At 70.8% G+C, this 24,531-nt stretch carries 17 protein-coding genes and 3 pseudogenes; 5 read left to right on the forward strand and 15 right to left on the reverse strand.

What is annotated here, in order from left to right; genetic code table 11:
- Positions 1–3: 3 nt before the first annotated feature.
- On the reverse strand, positions 4–2,454 hold the full coding sequence (locus tag ACIQV3_RS07370) for an MDR family MFS transporter (RefSeq protein WP_403710637.1): 2,451 nt from the start codon (positions 2,452–2,454) through the stop codon (positions 4–6).
- 139 nt (positions 2,455–2,593) lie between these two features.
- On the opposite strand from ACIQV3_RS07370, the gene ACIQV3_RS07375 reads away from it, so the two are divergent.
- Positions 2,594–3,613 (forward strand): TIGR00341 family protein, encoded by a 1,020-nt coding sequence (locus tag ACIQV3_RS07375; protein WP_403710639.1) that lies wholly within the window; start codon positions 2,594–2,596, stop codon positions 3,611–3,613.
- Positions 3,614–3,621: 8 nt separating this feature from the next.
- On the opposite strand, the gene ACIQV3_RS07380 is transcribed toward ACIQV3_RS07375, so the two are convergent.
- Positions 3,622–3,981, reverse strand: a complete 360-nt coding sequence (locus ACIQV3_RS07380) for an ArsR/SmtB family transcription factor (protein WP_403710641.1) — start codon at positions 3,979–3,981, stop codon at positions 3,622–3,624.
- A gap of 169 nt (positions 3,982–4,150) precedes the next feature.
- Here ACIQV3_RS07380 and ACIQV3_RS07385 point away from each other — a divergent pair, with 169 nt between their 5' ends.
- The 4 genes from ACIQV3_RS07385 (at position 4,151) to ACIQV3_RS07400 (ending at position 8,771) form a co-directional block, all read left to right on the forward strand.
- Entirely contained in the window at positions 4,151–5,542 is a 1,392-nt protein-coding gene (locus tag ACIQV3_RS07385) for an MFS transporter (protein WP_403710643.1), read from the forward strand.
- 145 nt (positions 5,543–5,687) lie between these two features.
- Positions 5,688–5,933 (forward strand): hypothetical protein, encoded by a 246-nt coding sequence (locus tag ACIQV3_RS07390; RefSeq protein ID WP_403710645.1) that lies wholly within the window; start codon positions 5,688–5,690, stop codon positions 5,931–5,933.
- Between the two features lie 193 nt (positions 5,934–6,126).
- Positions 6,127–6,597 (forward strand): hypothetical protein, encoded by a 471-nt coding sequence (locus ACIQV3_RS07395; RefSeq protein ID WP_403710647.1) that lies wholly within the window; start codon positions 6,127–6,129, stop codon positions 6,595–6,597.
- A 212-nt stretch (positions 6,598–6,809) separates the two neighbouring features.
- Positions 6,810–8,771, forward strand: coding sequence for an NAD-binding lipoprotein (locus tag ACIQV3_RS07400; protein WP_403710649.1), 1,962 nt, complete (start codon positions 6,810–6,812; stop codon positions 8,769–8,771).
- A 44-nt stretch (positions 8,772–8,815) separates the two neighbouring features.
- Here ACIQV3_RS07400 and ACIQV3_RS07405 read toward each other — a convergent pair whose 3' ends face one another.
- The 13 genes and pseudogenes from ACIQV3_RS07405 to ACIQV3_RS07465 form a co-directional block, all read right to left on the reverse strand.
- Positions 8,816–10,741: a flavin monoamine oxidase family protein gene (locus tag ACIQV3_RS07405; RefSeq protein WP_403710879.1), complete on the reverse strand. Its 1,926-nt coding sequence runs from the start codon at positions 10,739–10,741 to the stop codon at positions 8,816–8,818.
- Between the two features lie 334 nt (positions 10,742–11,075).
- Complete coding sequence (locus ACIQV3_RS07410) at positions 11,076–11,867, reverse strand: hypothetical protein (RefSeq protein ID WP_403710651.1); 792 nt, start codon at positions 11,865–11,867, stop codon at positions 11,076–11,078.
- Between the two features lie 337 nt (positions 11,868–12,204).
- On the reverse strand, positions 12,205–13,815 hold the full coding sequence (locus tag ACIQV3_RS07415) for a PQQ-binding-like beta-propeller repeat protein (protein WP_403710653.1): 1,611 nt from the start codon (positions 13,813–13,815) through the stop codon (positions 12,205–12,207).
- Between the two features lie 100 nt (positions 13,816–13,915).
- A pseudogene (locus ACIQV3_RS07420) lies at positions 13,916–14,194 on the reverse strand (thymidine kinase); the annotation flags it as partial.
- 16 nt (positions 14,195–14,210) lie between these two features.
- Positions 14,211–14,498 (reverse strand): hypothetical protein, encoded by a 288-nt coding sequence (locus ACIQV3_RS07425; RefSeq protein ID WP_403710655.1) that lies wholly within the window; start codon positions 14,496–14,498, stop codon positions 14,211–14,213.
- Between the two features lie 134 nt (positions 14,499–14,632).
- The gene (locus tag ACIQV3_RS07430) at positions 14,633–15,460 is read right to left on the reverse strand and encodes a hypothetical protein (protein WP_403710657.1); all 828 of its coding nucleotides are present in this window, start codon (positions 15,458–15,460) and stop codon (positions 14,633–14,635) included.
- Positions 15,457–16,545: pseudogene (locus ACIQV3_RS07435) on the reverse strand (RHS repeat-associated core domain-containing protein); the annotation flags it as partial. The pseudogene ACIQV3_RS07435 and the gene ACIQV3_RS07430, both read right to left, overlap by 4 nt.
- A gap of 644 nt (positions 16,546–17,189) precedes the next feature.
- Positions 17,190–17,651: pseudogene (locus ACIQV3_RS07440) on the reverse strand (RHS repeat domain-containing protein); the annotation flags it as partial.
- A 108-nt stretch (positions 17,652–17,759) separates the two neighbouring features.
- Positions 17,760–18,362: a DUF4291 domain-containing protein gene (locus ACIQV3_RS07445; protein ID WP_403710659.1), complete on the reverse strand. Its 603-nt coding sequence runs from the start codon at positions 18,360–18,362 to the stop codon at positions 17,760–17,762.
- Entirely contained in the window at positions 18,359–18,916 is a 558-nt protein-coding gene (locus tag ACIQV3_RS07450; RefSeq protein WP_403710661.1) for a hypothetical protein, read from the reverse strand. The genes ACIQV3_RS07445 and ACIQV3_RS07450 overlap by 4 nt, the downstream gene beginning before the upstream one ends.
- Before the next feature lie 13 nt (positions 18,917–18,929).
- Positions 18,930–23,558: a putative T7SS-secreted protein gene (locus tag ACIQV3_RS07455; RefSeq protein WP_403710663.1), complete on the reverse strand. Its 4,629-nt coding sequence runs from the start codon at positions 23,556–23,558 to the stop codon at positions 18,930–18,932.
- A complete protein-coding gene (locus ACIQV3_RS07460; protein ID WP_403710665.1) occupies positions 23,558–24,121 on the reverse strand; it encodes a hypothetical protein in 564 nt (187 codons plus the stop codon). Before ACIQV3_RS07460 ends, ACIQV3_RS07455 begins: the two co-directional genes overlap by 1 nt.
- A complete protein-coding gene (locus tag ACIQV3_RS07465; protein ID WP_403710667.1) occupies positions 24,121–24,528 on the reverse strand; it encodes a hypothetical protein in 408 nt (135 codons plus the stop codon). The genes ACIQV3_RS07460 and ACIQV3_RS07465 overlap by 1 nt, the downstream gene beginning before the upstream one ends.
- Positions 24,529–24,531 lie beyond the last annotated feature (3 nt).

Below are 24,531 nucleotides of genomic sequence, written 5' to 3' on the forward strand. Positions count from 1 at the left end.
CTCCTACCGGGACGGTCCGGGGCCCCTGGGCTCCCTGGCGGTGACCAGCAGGCCGCCGGCGAGGGCCGCGAGCAGCAGGGCGCCGAACCCCCACCAGAGGACGCCGGAGTAGCCGCCGATCAGCCATGGGAGCACGTCCTGCGATGAATCGGGGCGGCCGAGGCCGGCGAACACGAGGGCGAGCAGCATGCCGCCGATCACTTCGCCCAGGTGCTGGGCGGTGGCGATGGCGGCCGAGGCCGCACCGGCGTGCCGGGGTGCGACGCCGGCGGTCACGGTGGCGAGGAGCGGCACCAGAGCCGTACCGATGCCGAGGCCGGTGAGGATCATGCCGGGCAGGGACCGGAGCGGGGTGAAGTAGCCCTCATCACCTGCCAGGAGCAGCAGCCCGGCGGCCGTGAGCACCAGCCCGGCCGCGATCAGGACCGGGGGCGCCACACGGTGCGGCAGCCGGGCGGACACCTGGGTGGAGCCGATGACGACCCCGCCGATCAGGACCGGGAGGATCACCCAGGCCGTGCCCGACTGGTAGCCGTGAAACCGCTCCAGGAAGTAGGCCAGCGCCGCGTACAGGGTGAAGAACCCGGTGCCCGCCAGGACCAGGGCGAGGAGGGAGCCGCTGCGGTTGCGGTCCTTCCAGACGTACGGCGCGAGGAGCGGGCCGGACGTCCTGGTCTGCCACCACAGGAAGGCCGCGAGCAGGACGATGCCGGCGGCGATCAGGACCAGGGCCAGGAGGTCGATCGCGCCGTCGGACCGGATCTCGCCGAGGCCGTGGACGAGGGCGGCGAGCCCACCGGAACCGAGCAGCACGCCGGGCACGTCGAGGCGGGCGCCGGAGGTGCGGGGGCCGTCCTTCGGCAGGGTGAGCGTGCCGATCAGGGCGATCACGGCGATGGCGAGGGGAGCGTACAGGCACCAGCGCCAGCTCAGGCTTCCCACGAGCGATCCGCCCGCGAGGAGCCCGAGCGCCGAACCGCCGCCGGCGAACGCCGCGTAGACCCCGAAGGCCCGGCTCCGCTCCTTGGGGTCGGTGAAGCCGGTGGCGACCAGGGAGAGCGCGGCAGGTGTCAGCAGCGCGGCGGAGACTCCCTGCAGGACGCGCGCCGCGACCAGCATGCCGGAGCTGCCGGCCGAGCCGCCGAGCGCGCAGGCCGCCGCGAATCCGGCCAGACCGATGATCAGGGTCCGTCTGCGCCCCGCGAGGTCCGCGAGGTGCCCGCCGAGCAGCAGCAGCGCGCCGAAGGAGACCGCGTAGGCGGTGAACATCGCGTTCAGGCCGCCGGAGTCGACGTCGAAGTCCGCTTGGACGTGCGGCCCGGCCATGTTGAAGACGGTCGCGGTGAGCACCACCATCAGCTGCACCAGGGCGGCGACCACCAGACCCCGCCGGCGCCCGGTCCGCGGCGAGGGGGACACCGGGGGCGGTCCGAAGCCCTGGGCGGGGCCGAAGTGCGCCGGGGCCGTGGGGGCGTACGCGGGCGGCGGGGGGAGCTGGGGGCGCGGGGAGGGAACGCGGGGGTCCGGCGCCGCGGCCGGGGGCTCATCGGGGCGGGTGGGGGCGAAGTCCAGCAACTGGGCGGCGTGACGCCCGAGTTGCGCCAGGACCGGGCCCGGCAGCCATTCCCCGGACTGGTCTGCGGCCGTGCGTTCGGCCACCTGCGCGGGGGTGGGCCGCCGGGCCGGATCCTTGTGCAGACAGTCGCGCACGAGGTCGGCCAGGCCCTCCGGTACGCCCGTCAGGTCCGCCTCCTCCTCGGCGACGCGGAAGAGGTGGGCGTTCAGGCCGGTGTCCGCGGCGCCGAAGAGGAGCCGTCCGGTGGCGGCGTACACGAGGACGGCGCCGAGGCAGAAGACGTCGCTGGCGGGGGTGAGTTGGAGGCCGCGGACCTGCTCCGGCGACATGAACCCGGCCGAGCCGATCAGCATGCCGGTGTGGGTGAGCAGGCTGTCCCCGGCGAGGCTGTCCATCGCCCGGGCGATGCCGAAGTCGATGACGCGCGGGCCGTCGACGGTGACGAGCACGTTGGAGGGCTTGAGGTCGCGGTGGATCAGGCCCGCCTCGTGCACGGCCCGCAGGGCGAGCGCGAGCCGGTTGGCGAGGGTGCGCACGGAGTGCTCGGGCAGCGGCCCGAAGTCCTTGGCGACCACGGCGTGCAGATCGGGCCCCGGGATGTACTGGGTCGCCACCCAGGGCACCGCGGCCTCGGGGTCGGCGTCGAGGACGGCGGCGGTCCAACTCCCGCCCACCCGCCGCGCGGCGGCCACCTCCCGGGCGAAGCGCCTGCGGAACTCCGGGTTTCCGGCGTACTCGGCCTGCACCACCTTCACGGCGACGGTGCGCCCGCCCTCGGAGCGGCCGAGGTAGACCAGGCCCATGCCGCCGGCGCCCAGCCGGGCGATCAGACGGTACGGGCCGATACGGGTCGGGTCTTCGACGATCAGCTGATCCACGCGCCGAGGATAGTGCAACTATCCAAGGCGTGCGGGCGCATCGGCGCAATGGGCGGGCGACCGTGACCGCCGCCCGCTCCTCACATATGACAGAACGGGCCATATGATGACATTCCATCAACTGTGAGGGCAGGCCGCCATGTCACGAGTCGACGCCTCCGCCGCGGACCGGATGGTCACGGCCCTGTTCATCGAGCGCGCCCGGCGCAGCCCCAGCTCCACCCGCTTCTGGGTCCTGCTCGTGCTCGCGGCGGTCATCGCGTCCGCGGGCGTCGTCGGGGACTCGACGGCCACCGTCATCGGAGCGATGATCGTCGCCCCGCTGATGACCCCGATCCTGGGCAGCGCGCTCGCACTGGTCCTCGCCGACCGGCACCAAGTGGTGCGCTGCGCGCTCCTGGTGCTCGGCGGGGCCCTGACGGTGGTGGCCATCGGCATGCTGATGGGGTGGCTCATTTCGCCGCCCGACGCCTTCGCCTCCAACAGCCAGGTCTCCTCGCGGATCAGCCCCCGGCTGATCGACCTCGTCGCCGCCCTGGCCACCGGGACGGTCGGAGCCTTCGCCCTGGTGCGCTCCGACGTCTCCGACACCCTCCCGGGGGTGGCCATCGCCATCTCCCTGGTGCCGCCCCTGGCCGTCACCGGGCTCCTGATCACCACGCACCGCTTCCACGACGCGAGCCAGTCCGCGCTCCTGTTCGCCACCAACGTCGCGGCCATCGTCGCCACCGGAACCGCGGTCTTCCTCGCCTACGGGGTCCGGGCCGGCGCCGGCGAGGCGGGCATCGCGGTGGGCGCGCTCCGCGGCCGGACCCTGGCCGCGGTCTCGGCCATCGTGCTGCTGGTCGCCGTACCGCTCACCGCGGGCACGATCTCCGTCGCCCGCGACCGCGCGCTCGCGGCGAACGCGCGGCCGGTGGCCGAGCGGTGGGCCGCCACGGGCAACTGGCAGATCGCCTCGGTCGAGGCCCGCAGCGGGGTCGTCGTGGTGGGCGTACTGGGACTGCCGCCCCAGCCCGCCCCCACCGCGCTGCGCGAAGCACTGAACCGGGGCGGCATGCGGGACGCCGCGCTCGAGCTCCACCTGGTCGGCGGCCGCACCCACTGGTGCCCGGCGGACAGCGCCACCTGTACGGTCCGGGACTCCTCCCGCACCTGAACGGCCTGTCAGTTGTGCGGGGCCGTTCCGCTGACCCGGTGGTCGGCGTGGCTGAGGGCTTCCAGGACGAGGCGGCGCAGGTGCCCGTCGCGCAGGCTGTAGTGGATGCGGCGGCCCTCGCGGCGGGTGTCGACGAGGCCCGCGAGCCGCAGTTTCGCCAGGTGCTGGCTCACCGCGGTCCTCGACGCGTCGCAGCGCTCGGCGAGCGAGCCGACGTCCGACTCCTCCCCGGCGAGCAGCCACAGGAGGTGCAGCCGGGTGACGTCCGAGAGCATCGCGAAGACCTCGGTCGCCTCGGAGAGGCGCGCCCTGTCGGGTTCCCGTAGGTGCGCATCGGGTGCAGGTGGCTGAGGTTCGCGAGCAGGCATACCCCACAGGGTAGGTCGCCGGGGGCTGCTCAGGGCGAGGGCGGAGCCGTGATCCATCAGACATGTGCGCAGATGCGCATGTGTGTATACATTGGAGATCTGCCCCCTCACCCGACTGCCTCACCCGACTCCCCCACCCGGCTCCACCATCCGGCCCGAGAGGAACCGCATGCCGAGCGTGCTGCGCGACCGCACGTACCGCCGCCTGTTCGGCGCCCAGGTCATCGCCCTGACCGGCACGGGCCTGGCCACCGTGGCCCTGGGCCTGCTCGCGTACGACCTCGCGGGCACCGACGCGGGTTCGGTGCTCGGCACGGCGCTCGCGATCAAGATGGCGGCTTACGTCACGATCGCCCCGGTGATCGCCGCGGTGGCCGACCGGCTGCCGCGGCGGGCCCTGCTGGTCGGCTCGGATCTGATCCGCGCGGCGGTCGCGCTCTTCCTGCCGTTCGTGAGCCAGGTGTGGCAGGTCTACGTCCTGATCTTCCTGCTGCAGACCGCCTCGGCCGCCTTCACTCCCACCTTCCAGGCCCTGATCCCCGACGTGCTGCCGGAGGAGCGCGACTACACGCGAGCCCTGTCCCTGTCCCGGCTCGCCTACGACCTGGAGAACCTCTTCAGCCCCGCGCTCGCGGCCGCACTGCTGTCGGTGGCCGCCTACGACCGGCTGTTCCTCGGTACGGCCGCCGGATTCCTCGCCTCGTCCGCGCTCGTGGTGTCCGCCGTCCTGCCCCGGCGGGCGCGGGCCCGCGTCCCGTCCGGCGCGGGCGATGCCGACGGCGTCTACGCCAAGGCCACCGCGGGGACGCGCCTGTTCCTCGGCACCCCGCAACTGCGGTCCCTGCTGGCGATGAACCTCGCGGTCGCGGCAGCCGGAGCCGTGGTCACGGTCAACTCCGTCGTCTACGTACGGGACGCCCTGGGGCTGTCGGCCGAGTCGGTCGCCCTCGCACTGGGCGCCTACGGAGCCGGCTCCATGGCGGTGGCCCTGGCCCTGCCGCGGATCCTGGACGACCGCCCGGACCGGCGGGTGATGCTGACCGGCGCCCTGCTGCTCCCCGTCGCCTTCGGCGCCCTCGGCGTCATCACCTGGGCGGACGCGGGGGGTTGGCGCTGGCCCGCGCTGCTGGGCACGTGGGCCGGGTTCGGGGCGGCGTGCTCGATGGTGCTCACGCCCGCGGGCCGGGTGCTGCGGCGGGCCGCGCCCGAGGGGGACCGCACCGCGGTGTTCGCCGCCCAGTTCTCCCTGTCGCACGCCGCCTGGCTGCTGACCTACCCGCTCGCGGGCTGGGTCGGCGCCAAGGCCGGGCTCGGGTGGGCGACGGCGGCCCTGGGCGCGATCGCGCTCGCCGCCGCGGCCCTCGCCGCCCGCCTGTGGCCGGCCGGAGCCGGGCAGCCGCGCGCCGCGGCGGCGGAGACGGGCCGGGGCCACGTACACGAGCACGAGCACACGGGCCTGACTCCCGGGCATCCGCACCTGCACGGGGCGCGCCGGGCCGGGGCGGGATGGCGGCACAGCCACCACCACTGCACGGACGAACTGCACGCCGCGCACGGCTGAGCCGACGGCGTACGACCGACGGACTGAATTCGATCACCCATTAGTCATAAGCGATCAAACAGGACGCACCCTTCCTGAGTATTTGTGTGAATAGATCACCGCACTGGTCCTCCCCGGGCGAGTTCTCCTCCCCGAAGGGCAGCCGATGCGACGTGTCGTGAGAAGCCGCGCCGGTGGCCCGTACCGGCGTCTGCGCACCGTGTCCGCGCTCTCCGCGGTGGCGGCGTGCTGTTACACCGGGAACGGTTCCGACATCCGCAACACCGCGATCGTCGACTCCCTGACCCGCGACCCCAGGCCCGCGAACAACACGAGCGCGGCCGCAGGCCCGCCCGGCGGTACGGTCAAGGACCCGACGGCCGACCTGCAGGTCGGCAAGACGACCCCCTGACCCCGCACCCCCACGGAAGGCCGGCCGGGCGCCCCGCCCTGCCGGCCTTCCGGCGTACGCCCGCCCCGTACGCCATCGGGGCTCGCCGCGGATTCACCCGAATGGCGGCGCTCGAATGTCCCCGTGCTCCCTCACCACGGACGCTGGGCGCAGCGCAGGACCCTCGGCGTCCCGCCCGACGAAGGAGCCTCCCGTGGCACAGGCAACGCCCCCCAGCAGGGCCCCCAGCAGGGCCCCCGGCAGGGCCCCCAACAGCGGCTACCCCTCCGACGGACCGAACCCGTGGGCGGCGAGCGGCACCGTGTTCGCCGGCGTGCTGATGCTCGTCGAAGGCGTTCTCGGCATCCTGAAGGGAATCGTCGGCATCGCGGACGACGACGTCTACGCGAGCGTCGGGAACTACACCTTCAAGTTCGACGCCACGGCGTGGGGATGGATCCACCTCGTCCTCGGCATCGTGCTCGTGGTCGTCGGCGCGGGCATCCTCAAGGGCGCGGCCTGGGCCAAGGTCACGGGCGTGGTGATCGTCGCCCTCGACATCATCCTCAACTTCCTGTGGCTGCCCTACACCCCGCTCTGGGGCCTCATCTCGATCGCCATCGGCGTCTTCATCATCTGGGCCCTGTGCACGGACAAGGGCACATCCCGCTCCACCACCTCCTGAACGGCGCTCCGGGCGCCCCTCCCGCTCCGCGCACCGGCCCCCGGCCGGGCGTGGCGCACGGGAAGGGCGCCCCCGGCGCGTTCACACCTCTGAGTGAGGCCGGTGCGGTTCACGAGGGGCGGCGGCGCGCCTCTGCCTAGGGTGGCTCCCGGTGGGCGGACAGCCGCTCCGACCGGCGCGACCGGCGCGTCGACTCATGTACGGGAGCTTGTGTGGCGCAGCAGCGCACGACGTCACTCCGGCTCCGCTTCCGGTACCGGTTCGACCATCTGGTCTCGGGCGGAACGACCGCGCTGATCGGCTGGCTCGCGCTGGCCTGCCTGGCCGTCGTCGTCCCGGCGAGCATGGTGCTCGTCTGGTCCGACCGGTCCGCTCCGACCACGCTGTCCGGCCGGCTCACCGCCGTGTGGGTCAGCGTCGGCCAGACCCTGAAGATCGGGGGCGCCGTCGGCTCCCCGCTCTACGTACTGGCCTCCGTGTCCCTGGCGCTGGTGGCGCTGCTCTTCGTGTCGACCCTGGTCAGTCTGATCACCACGGGGATCAACCGGCGCGTCATGGCGCTGCGCCTCGGTCACTCCACCGTGCTGGAGACCGGGCACACCGTCGTACTGGGCTGGTCGGACCAGGTCTTCCCGGTGATCGGGGAGCTGGTGGCCGCGAACGCGAACCAGCGCCGCTCCGCCATCGCCGTGCTCGCCCCGCGGGACAAGGTGTGGATGGAGGACGAGATCTCCACCCGCGTCGGCGACGGCGGCAGGACGCGGATCATCTGCCGCAGCGGGAGCACCACCGACCCCACGGAGCTGTGCCGGGTCAGTCCGCGCAGCGCGAAGGCGGTGCTGGTGCTGCCCCCCACCGGGGACGGCGGTGACGCCCACGTGGTGAAGACCCTCCTCGCCCTCGGCGCGGCCGTCCCCGGGTCCGGTGAAGGGCGAGCGGTGGTGGTCGCCGCCGTCCGCGACTCCCGCAACCACGTCACCGCCCGGCTCGCCGCCGGGCCCGCGGGGCACGTCCTGTGCGTCGACGACATCGTCGCCCGGCTGCTCGTCCAGACCGCCCGGCAGCCCGGTCTCTCCCTCGTCTACTCGGAGTTGCTGGACTTCGAGGGGGACGAGTTCTACCCGGTCGCCGCCGAGGACCTCGCCGGGCGGACGTTCGGCGAGGCGCTGCTGTCGTTCGCCACCTCCTGCGCGGTCGGCCTGCTGCACGCCGACGGGAGCGTCACCCTCAACCCGGTCCAGGAGACCGTGATCGGCGCGGCCGACCGGATCATCGTCGTCTCCCGGGACGACGACACGGCCCTCCGGCAGGACACGGCCTCGCTCGTCTCCCTCGTGCAGGAGGAGGCGATCGTGTCGGCCCGGCCCCGGCCCGCCCCGGCCGAACGCCTCCTGCTGCTCGGCTGGAACCGCCGCGCCCCGCTCGTCATCGAGCAGCTGGACCAGTACGTGAGCCCGGGAACGACCCTGGACGTCGTGGCGCTAGGCGGGTACGCGGCCACCCACGGCGCCCGGGCCGTCACGGCCTCCCGGTCCCGCCTCGAAGTCTTCCTCCACACCGGCGACATCACCGACCCGCTCACCCTGGCCAAGCTGGACGTGCCCTCGTACGACGGGGTGATCGTGATCGGGGAGACGCAGTCCCCGGCCGCGGCGGATCCGGAAGCGGGAGCGGGAGCGGGTACCGGGGCAGAGGCCGAGGCCGAGGCCGGGGCGGACGACAGGACGCTGGTGACCCTGCTGCACCTGCGGGCGGTCGGGGACGCCGCGCAGCGGGAACTCGCCCTCACCACCGAGATGTCCGACGACGGCAACCGGCTCCTCGCACCCGCCCGGGACGGAGCGGACTTCATCGTGAGCGGCAGGCTGATCAGTCTGCTGATGACGCAGATCTCGGAAAGCCCGTATCTCGCCGAGGTCTTCGAGGAGTTGTTCACGGCGCGGGGCCACGAGTTCCACCTCAAGCCGGCCACGGACTACGTCCGGGCCGGCTCCGAGGTCTCCTTCGCCACGGCCGTCGAATCGGCGCGGCGGCGCCGGGAATGCGCGGTCGGCTACCGGCTGCGCGCGCGGAGCGCCACGGCTCCGGATTACGGAGTGCGGATCAACCCCGACAAGCGGCAGCGGATCCGGTTCTCCGAGGAGGACTGGCTGATCGTGCTCGCGGAGAGCTGACGGCCGTACCGGCTGTACCGGCCGGTACGGCCGGCCGCCGCCGGCTAGGCGGTGTGCACTTCCAGGGCGGTCCGTACCGCGGACTCCAGGGCTCCCTCGATCCACGCGGGCTTGATGGACGTGTGGCACCCGGCGAAGTGCAGGCTGCCCTCGGCCTTGCGGACGTCGGGGAAGAGCTCGGTGTGCTGGCCGGGCAGCAGGACGGAGGCCTCTCCGTAGGCGTACGGGTCGCGCATCCAGGACTGGGTGCGGCCGACACCGGTGTAGAACACCTCGACGCGCTGTCCGAACACCTCCTGGACTCCCGCGAGGGCGCGCGGGTAGCGCTCCTCGTCGTCCAGCGAGTCCCACTTCAGGGCGTCGTCCGACCAGCTGTAGGAGGCGAGGATCACGCCGCCGGCGCTGCCTTCCACGGGGTAGGAGGGCTGGAACATGAAGCGGTTGGGGTTGTCGGTGGCCGAACCGCCACCGATGACTCCGGCCGCCTCGGGCTGGTCGCGGCTCACCACGCGGCTGGCGGCGTAGTGGGAGCGCTGGGCTGCGGAGATGCGGCCCGCGCGGACGGAGGAGTGGGCTCCCAGCAGGGTTCCGTCCGCCGGGGTCTGCCCGGTCTGGTACTTCCGGTACAGGCCGGGCCGCACGGACTCCAGCTCGCGCTTCCAGTCCGCCTCGTCGAACTCCCACCAGCGGCGGCTGAATTCGAGCAGCACCTTGGTGGCGGCGTCGTAGTGCAGCTCGGTGACCGCGCGGCGCTTGCCGTAGGAGAGCGCGGGGGTGATGGGGATGTGGCGCAGTCCGGAGAAGGGGACGGTGATGACGGCGGTGTCGGCGGTGAAGGTCTCCCGCCGCACGGGGCTGCCGCCGCGGCCCTCCGACACGGTCTCGACGGTGACCGTGCCCTCGCCGTGGGTGATGCGGGTGGCGCGCCGGTCGAGCCGTACGAGGTCCTTGACGCGGGCGTACATGGCGTCGGCCAAGGTGGCGGTGCCGCCGGGCAGTTCGTAGAAGGCCGTGTCGGGACTGATCAGCGAGGCGCCGATGAAGCTGTGCACGAAGGCGAGGTGCAGGCGGGAGGTGAGGTTCTCGACGGTTCCGATCAGGTCGATGGTCCGCACGTCGAGCTTGGCCTCCTCCGTCAGGAAGCGGTACATCGACATGTGGCCGTAGCGCTGGATGACGCGTGCCCAGCCCTCGACGAGTTCCTTGTCCTTCTTGCCCTCGATCTCGCGGCGCACGGGGGCGAAGGCATCGCGGACGATCTTCGAGGCGGGCACGGACTCGTACGCCTGCGGCACTCCGAAGGAACGATTGACCGTCTGCGGGGCGCGCGCGTAGTCGGCGCGGCGGGCCCGGATGCCGTTGACGTGGATCCAGGTGCGGTACGCGGGGCGGCCGGCCCCGTCCACGTCGACCAGGTGGAAGCGCCTGCGCTTGAGGCCGAAGCTGTCCATCAGGCCGGTGACCAGCGGGTGGCTGTCCGGGATGCGCATCGCGCCGGCCTCGGCGTACTGCTTCGGGTCGGCGAAGGGCTGCGCGGCGTTCTCGTGGCCGCCGGTGCGGAAGGTCTTGATCCGGCCGCCCACCCGGTTGCCGTTGGCCTCGATCACGGTGACCTTGTGTCCGGCCTCGCGCAGGAGGTGCGCGGCGGTGAGGCCGGCCGGTCCGGCGCCGATGACCAGCACCTTCTTCCCGGGGCGGCGGGAGCGCGGCAGGCCGTTCCTGAGGAGGATGTCGGCGTAGCGCGGTACGAGCGGCTGGTCCTCGTCGTCCCGTACGAGGATGGCCCGCGCGACGGTCAGGCAGGCGCCCCAGTCGGCGACCGCGGCGCCGGGTACGGCCTGTGAGGTCTCGGCGGAGGTGACGGCGACGGTCAGTCCGCCCGCCGCGGCGACGGCGGCCGCGCCGGCGCCCGCGATGACGGTACGGCGGGAGGGGCGGCGGGAGGTTGCGGAGTGGGCATCGGGATCCATGATCATGACCCCACCTTCGCCGTCCGCCCGACCCCCATCGCCCAGAAGGCGCCCGCGCGGGCAAGGACCACCCGGACGTGCGTAGCGCGCCGTCCCGTGCTGACGAACTGGGTTTCGTACGAGCAGCCTTGGGGGCCGCGCGGCCACGCCCGCTGGACTCGGGCCGCACGTGCGCCTCCTGACATGGGGGCCCCGAAACGGGCAAACCACCACATTGCCGCCGAGCGGGGCGGCGCCGGGGCCAACCGATCCGATGACCCGCGTGTCAACGAGTCCTCAGGTCAGCGTCCGCCCCTCCGCGAACCGGGCATCAGCGCCGGGGTTGCCTCCAGACTCACGGAGACGAAGAGGAGGTCCCTTTGCGGAGGGGGCCCGGGACCGGGTCGCCGGAGAGGCGGACCGTGCTGAGGATGCGCATGACCAGGTCGTCGCGGACGGCTCCCTGAACGCCCGACCGGCCGTAGAAGTCCCAGGCGACGAAGGCGCCCTTGGAATTCTTGAAGCCGAAGGCGATCGCCCAGCCGTCCCCCGCGCACTTGTGGTCCTTCTTGGCACCCTCGGTGCGGGCCTTCACGTAACTCCCCTTGACCCCGGCCTTGGTGGTGTAGGCCACCGGCTCGTCCCACTTGACGACCTCCTTGTCCGGGGATGCGAACGCGGAGTACGCCCAGGCCGTCGCCGTCTTCTCGGCGACCTCGTCGGTGGTCTTCGCGCCGTCGGCACCCTTGGTACCGGTGGACGCGAGCGCGATGTCGTTGACGTAACCGTCCCCGTTGGCATCCAGACTGCACCACTTCTTCTTGAAGAAGGCGGGCGCGGTGTGGCCGATCACCGGCTTGTCGGGGTCCTTGTCGTCCGAGAAGCCGCTGAAGATCTGCGGCTCCAGGACTTCCCAGTCCGGCGGTACGTCGAAGGCGGTGCCGTGCGCCGGATTCACCACGACCTTCCAGCCCTTGACCGTCGACTTCACGGTGCCCGGCGCGCCCGGGGACAAGGAGGCGGAGGGGGAACCGGAAGCGGGTACGGGGGAAGCCGGCCCCCCGGCGCCGTCCGCCCCGTCGCCGTCCCGGAAGAGGACCGCGGCGGTCACCGCGACGGCCACCCCCGCGGCCACCGTCACCGACATCGCCACGACGGCGTTGCGCCGGGGCGCGGAACGCGGCGCCGGTCCGGGAGGCGGAGTCGGCGCGCCGGACGGGTACCGCTGGTGCGTACCGGGTGCGGCGTTCTGCCAAGGTTGGCCGAATACGCCGGGCCCGTAGGGGCCGGTCTGAACGCCCTGCTGTCCGGGAACCGGCTGCCGGTAAGGGTTTCGCCCCGGTTTCTGCCCGCTCTGGTCCCCACCGGGCGTCTGCTGTCCTGGCCACATGGCGCGCAACGATAGGCCGGTGGCCGCCGCTCGTCACGCTTCGGCGGAGGGGAGGGCGCGGATCCGGCCACCCTTCCCTCCGGGGTCCCGCGGCCTACTTCCCGAAGGACAGCAGGGAGTGGTCCACCTTCTTCGGCTCCGGGCTGCGTACGGTCCCGTTGAGCAGGAAGACGCGCCCCTCGACCCAGGCCAGCCGGAAGCTGGAGGGGTAGAAGGCGGATTCGGGCCCCTTGGCGTTCTCCGGGCTCCGCAGGAATATCTGGGGCCGGCCCCCGCCCGTCGGGATGGCCGCCATCGCCGCGGACAGGCCCTTGCCCGTGTCGACGTAGACGACGACCTTCCCCTCCTCGATGGCCAGCGGGAACATGACGCGGCCGTCGGGTCCCGTCGTGCGCCACTTCACCTGACCGGTGTTGAGGTCGACCGCGATCACCTCGTCGGGCTTGTCGACGTCCAGCGGGTACGTGGCGTCGGGTGTGCCGCCCGCGATGTAGAGGGTGTCCGCGTCGGCCACCGCCGCGTTGCAGTCGTGCAGGTCGCCGCTGCCGCTGCCCCAGCCGTTGCACCGCTTGCTGACCCCGAAGGCGGCATTGGTCTGCGAGCGGACCTTGCCGTCGGCGGCGAAGGCCGTGATGTTCCAGACCTTCTCCTGCGTGTTGTAGGTGCTGACGACGAGCGGGTCCACGGACAGGATCTGGCCGAGGTTCGAGCCCTTCGCGTACTGGTGGCTCCACTTGGTGGCGCCGGTCGCCGGGTCGATCTCCTCGATCACCGACTGCTGGTCGGCCGTGTCCTGGCCGAAGCAGTCGCGTACGAGCATCAGCCTGGCGGCGTCGCCGCCGACCGTCGCGGGGGCGCAGCCGCTGCTCGGCGTACCGAAGAGTTTGCGCCCGTCGGTGACCGAGAAACCGCTCACGACCGCGGCACGCGCCACCGCGACGGTGTCCCCTGCGATGGCCAGCCGCAACTCCGAAGCCCGGTCGAAGACCTTCTCCTTCGGTATCTCCAGCTTCCAGCCCGCCTGTCCCGTGGCGAGGTCGACCTGCTGGAGGTGGGTGCACTGGGAAGTCGCGCTGTCCTTCTCGCGGACCCCGACGACGATCTTCCCGTTCGGGCCGGGACCCTCCGGGACCCCGCACAGCGGCGTGGCGAGGGGCAGCCTCCACTTCTCCTTGCCGTCGGTCGCGGTGTAGGCGGTGACCTCCTTGTACATCGCCTTGATCACGGAGTCCCCCACGCGCCAGGGGCCGTGCTGCGAGGCACCGGAGCCGGGCAGTTCGGTCCGGTTCGACATCAGCCAGACCCGGCCCTCGCCCGGCTGAATGCCGGCGTTGGGGTCGAAGACGAACGGGGGGCCGCCGGGGCCCTGGCCGTCTCCCTGGTCCACGGACGCGGACGCGGCGGGGGCGGCGCCGTCGCCGTCCCCGGCGTCGCCGGAGCCGTCGCGCAGGAGGATGTACGAGCCGCCGCCGAGGGCGAGCAGGGCCGCGACCAGGGCCGCCACCAGCAGGCCGGTCCCGCCCCGCAGGCCGCGGCGGGGCGGGCGTACGAAGTCCGCTGCCCGCAGCGGTGGTTGGGCGTAGGGATTGCCCGGCACGGGCCCCGATCCGGGCTGTGGCGTCCGGTAGACCGAGCCGTAGCCCGGCTGGACTGCCTGCGGTTGCCGATCAGGGCCCGGCAGTTCGTCGAAGTCGCGACGGGTCATGAGGTCAGTGTGGCTGGCGGGACGGCCGGACCGGGATACTTTTTCAGGCTACTTCCCGTCACCGTGCCCGGTTCCGGCACAGGGCCTCGACCTGGAGCTACTCCAGGCGGTCGGCCGGCTCGATCAGGCGCTGTGAGCCCGGGAAGAGCTTCGTGCGGAAGTCCGTGGTGATGCCGAAGCCGAAGACGTCCATGTCCAGGTCGTCCACGATGCGCGCCAGCTGGTCGATCTGATCGGGCGCCAGGAACTGGGCCTCGTCCACGATCACGTAGTCCACCCTGCCGCCCGCAGACATCTGGGCCACCACGTACGCGTAGACGTCCATGCCCTCCGGCGCCTCCACCGCCTCCGTCACCAGACCCAGGCGGGAGGACAGCTTGGCCATCCACCAACTTTCAGCTTCGTTCCTGCACCGCCAGGGCTTCCTCAGCCCGCAGTGCGCCCACACCGGACCCGACGAGGCAGACCTTTCCGTGGTGCGTTTCGTCCAGCACCTCCCGGGGATGTCCGTACCACTCGATCTCCGTGAGCTCGACGGTTCCGTCCGCCGGGGTGGGCAGCCGGTAGAGCGTCCCGACGCGCGCGAAGCCGTACAGGCTCCGCACCACACAAACGGCCCGTGAGGTTTCTGCGCTCTCGACCGAGATGACGAGGAGCCGGTGCGCGTCAACCGCCATACTCATGAGCCCTTCGAACGAGTTCCGGGATCTGTGTACTCCAGCAGAGGGTCCATCTCCGCCGTCGCCACACCGGGGCGGTCGACGTCCGCGTGATGGTCAGCTCCTGGACGCCCGGACTTCCGCGGGGCCGTCCCGTCTCAGTTCTCGCTTCGGCCCGTTTTCTGGTTCCGGAAGGCGTCCCGGGCAGCGCGTACCGCGGCTTCGAGCCCGGCGTCGTCGAGGTCCCCGGGCTCGGCGAACCCGGGATCGACCTCGTAGTCCTCCAGGATCATGAACACCTGGTCGAAGAGGGTGCCGAGCGCCCCCCGGAGCCGTTCGCCGTTCGTCTGGGATGCACGACGGGCCTCCCACCAGCCGGCTGCGAAGTCCTTTGCCGCGCAGGTCCCTTCGGCGAACGCGTCGAGCAGCGCCAGCTGCCGTGCCGCGGCGCTCTGCGGGTCGACGTCCTCGGGCCGGGACCATGCCCGGTGCACGGGCCCGTACGCGGCTGCCACAGCCGGCAGCGCTGGATGGCGGTCCGCCAGGGCGCGCGCATGGCGGCCGAAGCGCGCGCGTGCCGCGTCGACCCCTTCCCCGACCGCTGCCGCCATGAACGCGGCCGTGCCCGCGATCAGCGCGTAGCCCGGTCCGGGGAAGAGGACAGCTCCTTGCAGTCCGGGCGCACACAGCAGGAACGGCGGGTGGACCTCCATGCCCTCCGTGCCCGTGGCCGGCCGGGACCGCGTACCGGCGATCGCCCCGGGGTTGTCGGCGAGGTCCGTGGCGAGAACGTACGGGGACCCGACCGCACGGCAGCCGGCCTCGATCCGGCGGCCCAGCTCCGTGTCGAGCCGGGTGCCCGCGGGCACCGGGGTCACCGATTTGCCGCGGAGCCAGGACGGGGCGAAGGCGCCGTCCCGTCCGAGCACGGCCCGCACGTCGGGTGCGCCCTCGTGTTCCGAGTCCTCGTATTGCGAACCGGTCACCACAAAAACCCTTTGTCGATGATTCCCTGGAACTGTTTGTCGCCCAGCTTCCAGGCTGACCAGAACGTACCATCGGCGTGCAGCATCACCATTTTCTGCGATGCCGGGTCGATGAACCCGACGGCCTGACCCTGACCTCGGTAGTCGAAGCGGTAGATCTTCGTCCCGTCCCCCGTCATGTGGTCGCGCATGGCCTGTTCGAACCGCTGCAGGTTGGCCTTGTTCAGGTTTCCGGGGGTGTCGAGGAAGTCCCCCGCATGGGCATGGAACTTCTTGCTCATGACCTTCTGGCTGGAGAAGTCGGCTTTGCTCTCCCACCCACCCCTCGGGCACGGGGCGAGACCCAGCGGATCGGTCCAGGAGTGCGGGTTCTCGACGTAGGTGAAGGGGTTGGGCGCGGGCGCCAGTCCCAGCGGGTCGAGCGTGAGGTAGCGGGCCGTTTCGGGGTCGTAGTGCCGGAAGAGGTTGTAGTGGAGGCCGGTCTCGGGGTCGTAGTACTGGCCCGGGAAGCGGAGCGGGGTGTAGGTGCTGCTGTTGCGGGACCAGCTGGTGGTGCCCCAAAGGGTGGACCGGTTGCGCCACGCGATGGCGCCGGATTCATCGATCAGCTCGGTGGGGGTGCCGATGAGGTCGGTGGCGATGGCGAAGAAGCGGCGGTCGATCTCATGCTGGCGGTCATCGGCCGTGAGGATGCGCTCGGTCTGGGCCAGCGGGACGTCGCCGCGGTGGTCCCAGGTGAGCGCGACCGTGTGCGGGACGTCCGGCCGGCTGCTGGTCTGTTCACACAGGGTCATGCCGTCCCAGGTGAACCGCACTTCCTCCGCCACGCTCTCGCCGTCGGCCGCCAGGCGCTGTTTCGCGGTGCGGCGGCCGAGCGGGTCGTAGCGGTACCTCCACCGTGTCCCGTCGGAGGTGGTCACAGAGGTGAGCCGGTTCTCGGCGTCCCACGTGTAGCGCCAGGTGTCCGGCTTGCGGGAGAGACGGGCCTTCTGGCGGAGCGTGACCCGGCCCAGGGCGTCGTGCTCGAAACGGACGTCGCCGGCCCGGGTGAGGCTGGTGCCCGCGTAGGTACGCGCTCCGTTGGCCACCTCGCGCCGGGTTTCAGCGCGCGACCGAGGCAGTCAGGCCTGGTGATCCGCGACGGGGTCACCAGCGTGAGGCACTGCCGCCCGCCCGCGTCGTGTGCACACGGCAACCCGTGGGGCGACGTGGCACCGCTGCCGTTTCAGGCGTCGCCTCTCAGCCGCCGGGCGATGTCGATGTCGTTCTGGAGCGCGCTGAGACGGGGAAACGGCTCGCGGGTGGCGTCCAGCACGCAGACATGGAGCTTGTCGCCGGCCTGCGGTGGCGCTACGTTCTCGTCCCGCCAGGACGGGTGCTTCACCTGGTCGATGAATCCGAAGAGGCCGGCCGATCCGTCCACTTCGACCTTCGCGCCCACGGGAGCGACCGCGACGACCGTCACGTCGAGTTCTTGGTGGTCACGGAACCTCAATTGGGCCCTCCACGACGGGTGCATTTCGTACTTCACCATTCCCTTGGCGAAGTTCGCTCCCGTCGGTCCGGCGTACTCCGCGGCCACCGCTCGTTCGCCGAAGTAGATCTTGCCGTCCGAGATGATACCGCCGCCGATGTCCACCCCGGGCTGATGGTTGGCCGGGTTCGGCCCGTGGTCGAGCTCGTACTGGGCATGGGCCCCCTTCGGCGTGCGGTAGATCGGAAAGTAGTCCGGTGCCAGGCCCAGGTAGTCCGTCCACGCGTGCGGATTCGTCACGTAGGTGGAGGGGTTCGGCGCCGGGGTGAGGCCGAGGGGGGCCGGGGTGAGATAGCGGGCGTTCTCGGGATCGTAGTGGCGGAAGTAGTTGTAATGGAGGCCGGTCTCCGGGTCGGCGTACTGACCCCGAAAGCGGAGAGGCGTATAGGCGGTGCTCTTCGCAGCCCACGTGGTGATGCCCCACAGCGTGGAACGTTCGTGCCACGCCACGTTGCCGGACTCGTCGATGAGCTCGGTGGGGGTGCCCACCAGGTCGGTGACGATCGCGAAGAACCGGGAGTCGATTTCTTCCCGGGAGGCGTCGAGAATGCGTTCCGTCTGGGCTATCGGCCGGATGTCCTGGTGGTCCCAGGTGATGGCGACCAGGTGAGGGAGATCGTTCGAGCTACTGGTCTGCTCGCACAGGGAGTCGCCCTCGGGAGACGAAACGCACCGGAGCGCCGTCTACTTCCGGTCGATGCGCGCCGCGTGCCGCGGCGACTGCCGGCCGTCCATCCGCCGTGGACCCCGGCTCCTCCCCAGCGATCAGCGTCGCGCAATCCGCTCCACGAGTTCCCCCGGAAGTGGATACACCCGTTCCCCGGGCAGAAGATCGGCCGCTGCGTTCAGGTCCCCGGACCTCACCGCGGCGTGAACCTCGTGCGCCAGCGGAGTCACGTCCGTGATGCCTCTGATCCACTCGTCCACATACAGGCCAACGGCCGGGCCCGACAGGCCCACCTGGATCGCACGGTGCGGCAGAGGGTTCAGGGCCAGGTCCCGCTCAGGATCCCACTGGACACGGACCGGGCTGGACTGGACAGCGGTCCGCCATTCTTCCTTGGTCGCGAAACGAGCCCGATCGAAATGACTGAGGCAGGAATGAGAAAGGGCCCATTCGAAACCCTCCCGCGTGATGTCGATGGCGAGAACGCGTTCCTGGTCGACCTTCGCACCCCACCCACAGCGATACATCATCCACAGGAATGACGGTTTGATCCATGTCATTCGGGCACGCTTGAAGGGATCCACGAAAGTGCCCGACTTCAAGGCTGGTTCGGCGATCCGCGCCGGATATGCCTGATAAACCGTGATGGTCTCGTCGTCGAACCGTGCACGGACCTCGTTCGTCAGTGCGTCGCCGGTCATACGGAAGCCTCGCCGGCCCATACCTCGGGCTTCACCAGCACCGGGTCCGCCACCGAGCGCGCGCCCGCCGCGTAGGCGAGCCACCGCAGGTCCTCCCATGCGAAGAAGGGCTCGCCCCAGGTGTCCGCCCAGAGCCGCAACACTCCGTCCCCCGCGGGCGAGCAGGTCATGTCCCACCAGGCCCAGCCTCGGATCTCCAGCTCGGGATCGAAGCGCGAGAGCCAGTTTTGCAGGTCCCAGGGCGCGCTGCCGGTTCGCTCGGTGTACCGGTCCCGCCCCTCGACCGCGAAGGGCTCCGGGGAGCCGCCGCCGCGGCAGGCGCCGGAGAACCATCCGGGAATCGTGTCCACGGGCAGGTCGTCGTCGTCGAAGGACTCGGAGACGGCGATCTCCAGTACGGCGTCCAGGACCCCGCGCAGCCTGTCCGCGTACCGCGCCGGATCCCCGTCCACGGTGAGTTCGAAGAAGGCCAAGACCGGGGGCGCCGAATCAGACTCCGGCCGGCGGGCCACCCGCGACCTCTCGATTTCAAGGTCTTCGATTTCGTGCAGCATTTCACAATCCTCGCTAAGAGTCCTGGACGATCCTACCGGAACCGGGAATGATGACCTTGCGCATTTGGTCGAGCACCTCGCCTGGGAGTCCGTACAGGTCCGTTCCTCTGGTGGGGTCGGATATTTCCGGATAGATCTGCTTCACCTGTTTCCATTCCTGCTTGGTGAATCCGAGCCCGTCCGGCTGCTCTTGGGGAACCGCCCTCGCCCGGATGTCGTCCACGAAGCTCTTTGGCACGTCGAAGGCGACGATCTGGCCGTTGTCCCCGCGGAACTCCAAGGTGTGCCGCAGTTCCCCGCTCATGTTGACGTACAGATGGTTATTGCCGTCGATGGTGACGTTGCCGTTCTCGTCGATGTGCACCCTCTGACTGAGCGGATGCTCGGTCTGCTTGCGGTACACGGTGACCCTGCACTCGTCCGGAGCCAGGCCCAGATGGTCCGACCACGTGTGGGGGTTGTGGACGTACGCCATCGGGTTGGGCGCCGGGGCCAGGCCCAGCGGGTCAGGGCTGAGGTAGCGCGCCGTCTCCGGGTCGTACGTACGGAAGACGTTGTAATGCAGACCCGATTCGGGATCGAAGTACTGCCCCGGAAAGCGTAGGGGCGTGTAAGTCGACGCGTCGCGGTTCCATGTGGTCGCCCCCCACAGGGTCGACCGGGTGCGCCAGGTCACCTCGCCCCGCTCGTCCACGAGCTCGGTGGGCGTGCCCACCAGGTCCGTGACGATCGAGAAGAACCGGCTGTCGATCTCCTCCGTAGGCGCCGCGAGGATGCGCTCCGTCTGTGTCAGTGGGTGCAGTCCCCGATGCTCCCAGGTCAGGGCGACCGGGTGGGGGAGCTGGGCGGAGCGCGTGGTCTGCTCACAGAGGTTCGCGCCCTCCCAGGTGAAGACCACCTCCTCCACGACCTCGCCCGTCGCCGACAGGCACTGCTTGGCCGCCCGCCGGCCGAGTGGGTCGTAGATGTAGCGCCAGACCGTGCCGTCCGGCGTCGTCACCCCCACCAGGCGGTCTTCCGCGTCCCACGAGTAGCGCCAGGTGTCCGGCTTGCGGGAGAGCCTGGCCTTCTGCCGCAGTACGACGCGCCCCTGCACGTCGTGCTCGTAGCGCACGCCTCCCGCGCTGACGATGCGGTTGCCCGTGTAGGTCCGCGGCCCAGCGGCCGACCCTGTGTCCGGGTGGGAAACGGGCCAAGATGCGGAGGTCTGGTTCCCCGCTTCGTCGTAGGCGTAGCGCTCCGTCCACGCCCCCGCCTCCACCGACGTGACGCGTGCGGCAGCGTCCAAGGTGAAGGTGCGCACCCCGCCCAGCGCATCGTCCACCGCGGTCAGATGGCCATCGGGCCGGTAGCTGTAGCCGCGCCGTTGCAGGGTCCCGCCGTCGATACCGGTCAAGTGCTGCTCCGTGAGGCGCCCCACCTCGTCGAAGCCATGCGCGAGCGTGACGCCCGCTCCGATCCGGCGGACGGTCTCGCGGCCCACCGCGTCATACTCGAACGTGAGCGTCCGACCAGAGGCCATCAGGCTCGCGCGGCGGCCGGCGGCATCGTACGACCACTCGCTGACCGTGCCACTCGGCGTGGTACGCCGCGCCGTACGCCCCAGTTCGTCGTACGTATAGCTGAGCGTGCGGCCGTTGACCGTCTCCGAGTGCAGTAGGCCCTCACGATTGCGAACCCGTGTCAGGGTCACATCCGGGCCGACGGCCTGCGCAAGCTGGTCGGAATGGTCGTACTCGTACGTGGTGACGGCGCCGGCGACGTCCTTGCGGACGGTCTGCCCGATCGCGTTGTACTCGTACCGAACCGTCTCCCCGAGAGCGTTGGTCCGGGCCGCAAGCCGATTGGCCGCATCGTAGGCGTAGTTCAGGGTCCGGCCGTCGAAGTCCGTCTCCGAAGTCAGCCGGCCCGCGGGGTCGTACTCGTACGTCCAGGTCAGGCCCTGCGGATTGGTGACCTCCGTCAGCCGGAGCTCGAGGTCGTGTGCGAAGGAGTACCGCGCCCCGTCGGGCCCGGTGCGCGCCACCAGGGCGTCGAAGTCACCGAACTCGTATACCGACTGCCCGCCGTTCGCGTCCGTATGGGTCAGGCAGTTGCCCTCACCGTCATACACCCACGACTGCTCGCTGCCGTCGGGCTCCACCCGGCGCAGCAGACGGCCCTCCACGCTCCACGTCAGCCGGGTGATGCCGCCGAGCTGATCCGTGACGGTGGCCACGCGCCCGAAGGCGTCGTAGGTGTACCGGGTGACGGCACCCAGAGGATTGGCGGATTCGACGACGAGGCCCGCCGCGTTGCAGCGGATCGACGATGTCTCACCCAGAGTGTTCGTCACCGAGGACAGGTGGCCGCGGTCGTCGTACGTGTACCGGGTGTCCGCACCGGAGGGGCCGGATACGGAGAGGAGATTGCCCCGTTCGTCATAGGTCCGGCGCACGGACGTGCCGTCCGGTCGCGTGACCCGTTCGGGAAGGCAGAGCGCATTGTACTGCATCGCCGTCCGGCGGCCGTCGGTGCGTTCGACGGATGTGACGAGTCCGTTGTCGTCATAGGTGATGCGGGTTGCCAGACCCAGGGGGTCAGTCCGCTTGAGCAGCCGGTTGAACGGGCCCCATTCGAAACGGGTCGTGGCGCCGTTCGCGTCGGTCTCAGCGACGACGAGCGACCTGTCGTCGACGACGTAGCGGCGCTGGTGCCCCAAGGCGCCGATGACCGTCGTGACGCCGTCCTCGTACGTGAACCGGGAGTCCACGTGTCCGTTCGTGCCGGACTGGGCGGTGCAGCGGTCCTGATCGTCGTACGTGTAGTCGAAGTGGCGGCCGTTGGTATCGGTCCACGAGACGATCCGTGCGTGCTCGTCGTAGCCGAACCGCAGCGGCAGCTCTGATGAGTTGATGACCTCGGTCAGATCACCGTCGGTGTAGGTGTAGTCGAGGACCTTCGTGCCGTCGGCGAGGGAGAGCGAGGTGATTCGGCCGTCGCTGGTGGTGAGGTGCACCCGGTAGCCACCGCTGTGGCTCATACCCGTCGGAGTGCCGTCCGCGTCGTACTCGTACGCGATCCAGGCACCGTGGCGGTCACCTAGCTGGACGAGTATGCCCTCGGCCGTGAAATGCCAGACCCGGCCCGTCTCCGGGTCGGTGACCGTGAACTCTCCCGCCGGCGTGACCGACAGGGGCCAGCGGCGCCCATGTGTGGGCAGCACCGGTACCCCCGGCGCGGGGTGTGGATAGGCCAGGATGCTGCCGTCCTCGCCGACGAGGACGATTCCGACGGCATCGATCTCCAGGCGCTGGTCAAGGGTGCTCGCCCAGCGCCGGCCGAACCACCGGCCGGCCTGATAGGAGGACTCGAAGGTACGAGTGAAGGCGAGCGGCAGCGAGCCCGGCAGGGCTAGGTCGGTCTGTGGCAGGACCATCCGGCCGGTCGCGACATCGACGGGGTCGTCGACGCACGTCGTGTCCTTGCCCGTACGTGACGCGCTGCCGGGCCCGTCCTTGTCCAGGCTGGTGCGCCCGGGGCCCTTGAGGTCGTCGAGGTGCGAGGCGGCCGAGCCGACCTTCTTCAGCGAGCCAAGCCCCTTGGAGCCGACGAGCTCCGGGATCAGCTTGCCGATGCCCTCGGAGGGGTCCTTCATGAACTCGTCGAGCATCTTCTTGCCCGCGCCCAGCGGGTCGTTGGCCATCGTGACCAGACCCGCCGCCGTGTTGTTCAGGTTCGTCACGTACTCGGCCGGGTGCGTCAGGTTGTACGGATCCATCGGATTGAGCGCACGCGCGAAGTTCACGATCCCGGCCGTGCCCTTGATGACACCACCCGCCAGGTGCGTCTTGGCGAGATCCAGGTAGTCCATGCCGTCGCCGAGCTGCTTGGCGTACGAGGGCTTCGGCGGAGCCGTGTCCCGCGCCGCCCGCACCGCCGTACGGACCGTCTCCGCGACGTCGTTGCGCTGCTTGCGGGCCGTATCCAGCTTGTCCTGCGCGGCCGTCGCGATCGCCGTCCCCGGGTCGGTGAAGTTCTCCGAGGGGCGGGGCGGCAGCGGATCCTGCTTCGCCTTCAGCGCGTTGTTGTAGGTGTCGACCAGCTTGTTGTGCGCGGTGCGGGCTTCGGTGGAGACCTTCTTCGCCCGGTTGTACTCCTCCAGCGCCTCCTTGGCCTGCGCCTGCGCCCACTCGACGGTCTCCGCGAACCGGCCCATCGCGTCGGCGGCCTTCCCGAAGGCTTCGGCCGCCTTGAACCAGCGCGGCGGCTCCTTCGCCACCGACTCGCGGAATGCTTCCGCCGCCCTGCCCTTCAGGCCGTCCGGCTCCCCCATGCCCTTCAGGCCGTTGCCGACCTTGTCGAAGGAGGCCTTGAAGTCGTTGAGGTGGGAGACCTGCGCGCGGATCTTCGACACGCTGCCGTAGACCAGCTTGTTCGGGTCCTCGGTCTGCCCCAGCTCCAGCTCCGCGACGTCCGCGCCCAGCCGGTTGGCGGCCGAGCGGCTCTTGTCACGGATCCAGTCCCCCGCACCGTCCAGCCCGACGTCCTCCGCCAGACCGGCCGTCTTGTCACCGGCCCACTCGACCGCGTCACCGAGGTCCTCGACCCGGTCCTCGGCCCAGTCCTCGGCCCCGTCCGGAACGAAATCCCGCCAGCCCATCAGTGACCGTCCCCGTCACGCTTCGCCTGTTCCAGCAGATCCTTCAGTGAACCGATCCTGCCTGTGGACGTCACAGTGTCCCCGGTGTCCGACCAGGTCTGCCGGATCTGCTGCTGGCTCTTCTCGAACGACTCCGCGCTGTAATCAGGCTTGTAGACGTCAGCGGAGAAGATCTCACCCCACGGCTTCTTCTCGATCTCGTCCTCACTCGCGTACGGATTGCCGTACGCGGCGTTCGCCACCACCCGGAACGTGCCGTGCAGGTACTGCTCCTCCTCCCACACCGTGCCCGCCGCGATCCCCAACGACTGGGCGAGGGTGCTCGCGTTCTGCACCAGGCTCCGCACGCCCCACTCCCAGCGCTCGCAGAAGTCCTCGAAGTCGGTGGCGAGCCCGGCGTGCCCGGCTTCCATCCCCGTCATCGCCAGGTTCTCGAAGCCCGCACCCATCGAAGCGCCGGCCGCGTCCCCGGACTCCCGCAGCTCCCCGATCGCGGCCCGCAACCCGTCCTGAATGTTCTTGACCGCCGCCGGCGAAACCTCGAGATCCCCGTTCCCCGCCATCAGGCCGCCTCCCCACGGTCCACGTCCACGGCATGCGCATCCGGGACGATCCCCGCCACCGGCGGGAAGAACATCGACCCGTCCCCGTCCGCCACGTTCACGACCACCCCCGCCGGACCGTCCGCCAACGGAACCACCGCATCCACAAGCCGCGCACCCAGCACCGAGAGGAACTCCCACTCCCGGCCGGACTCCACCTCGCCACGCGCCACCGCGAACCGGGCCAGAGCCTCCTCATCGGTGAACGCGTAGATCCACCGGATACCACCCGACACCGCCGACATCAGACCACCCTCGGGACCGTCCGCCAGTGGAACCAGCAGCACGGCCCGCCGGAACTCCCCCACCAGACGACCGGAATCACCCAGCCCGTCCCGTATCGCCGCGATCTCTACGGTCAGTTCCATGGG

This window comes from Streptomyces sp. NPDC099050 (genome assembly GCF_044759865.1).
In the GTDB taxonomy this organism is placed as follows: domain Bacteria; phylum Actinomycetota; class Actinomycetes; order Streptomycetales; family Streptomycetaceae; genus Streptomyces.

Coding starts and splice junctions, on each gene's coding strand:
- ACIQV3_RS07375 (WP_403710639.1), top strand. CDS start 2,594: ATGTCACGAGTCGACGCCTCCGCCGCGGACCGGATGGTCACGGCCCTG.
- ACIQV3_RS07380 (WP_403710641.1), bottom strand. CDS start 3,981: ATGCCTGCTCGCGAACCTCAGCCACCTGCACCCGATGCGCACCTACGG.
- ACIQV3_RS07385 (WP_403710643.1), top strand. CDS start 4,151: ATGCCGAGCGTGCTGCGCGACCGCACGTACCGCCGCCTGTTCGGCGCC.
- ACIQV3_RS07390 (WP_403710645.1), top strand. CDS start 5,688: ATGCGACGTGTCGTGAGAAGCCGCGCCGGTGGCCCGTACCGGCGTCTG.
- ACIQV3_RS07405 (WP_403710879.1), bottom strand. CDS start 10,741: ATGGATCCCGATGCCCACTCCGCAACCTCCCGCCGCCCCTCCCGCCGT.
- ACIQV3_RS07410 (WP_403710651.1), bottom strand. CDS start 11,867: ATGTCGGTGACGGTGGCCGCGGGGGTGGCCGTCGCGGTGACCGCCGCG.
- ACIQV3_RS07415 (WP_403710653.1), bottom strand. CDS start 13,815: ATGACCCGTCGCGACTTCGACGAACTGCCGGGCCCTGATCGGCAACCG.
- ACIQV3_RS07425 (WP_403710655.1), bottom strand. CDS start 14,498: ATGAGTATGGCGGTTGACGCGCACCGGCTCCTCGTCATCTCGGTCGAG.
- ACIQV3_RS07445 (WP_403710659.1), bottom strand. CDS start 18,362: ATGACCGGCGACGCACTGACGAACGAGGTCCGTGCACGGTTCGACGAC.
- ACIQV3_RS07450 (WP_403710661.1), bottom strand. CDS start 18,916: ATGCTGCACGAAATCGAAGACCTTGAAATCGAGAGGTCGCGGGTGGCC.
- ACIQV3_RS07455 (WP_403710663.1), bottom strand. CDS start 23,558: ATGGGCTGGCGGGATTTCGTTCCGGACGGGGCCGAGGACTGGGCCGAG.
- ACIQV3_RS07460 (WP_403710665.1), bottom strand. CDS start 24,121: ATGGCGGGGAACGGGGATCTCGAGGTTTCGCCGGCGGCGGTCAAGAAC.
- ACIQV3_RS07465 (WP_403710667.1), bottom strand. CDS start 24,528: ATGGAACTGACCGTAGAGATCGCGGCGATACGGGACGGGCTGGGTGAT.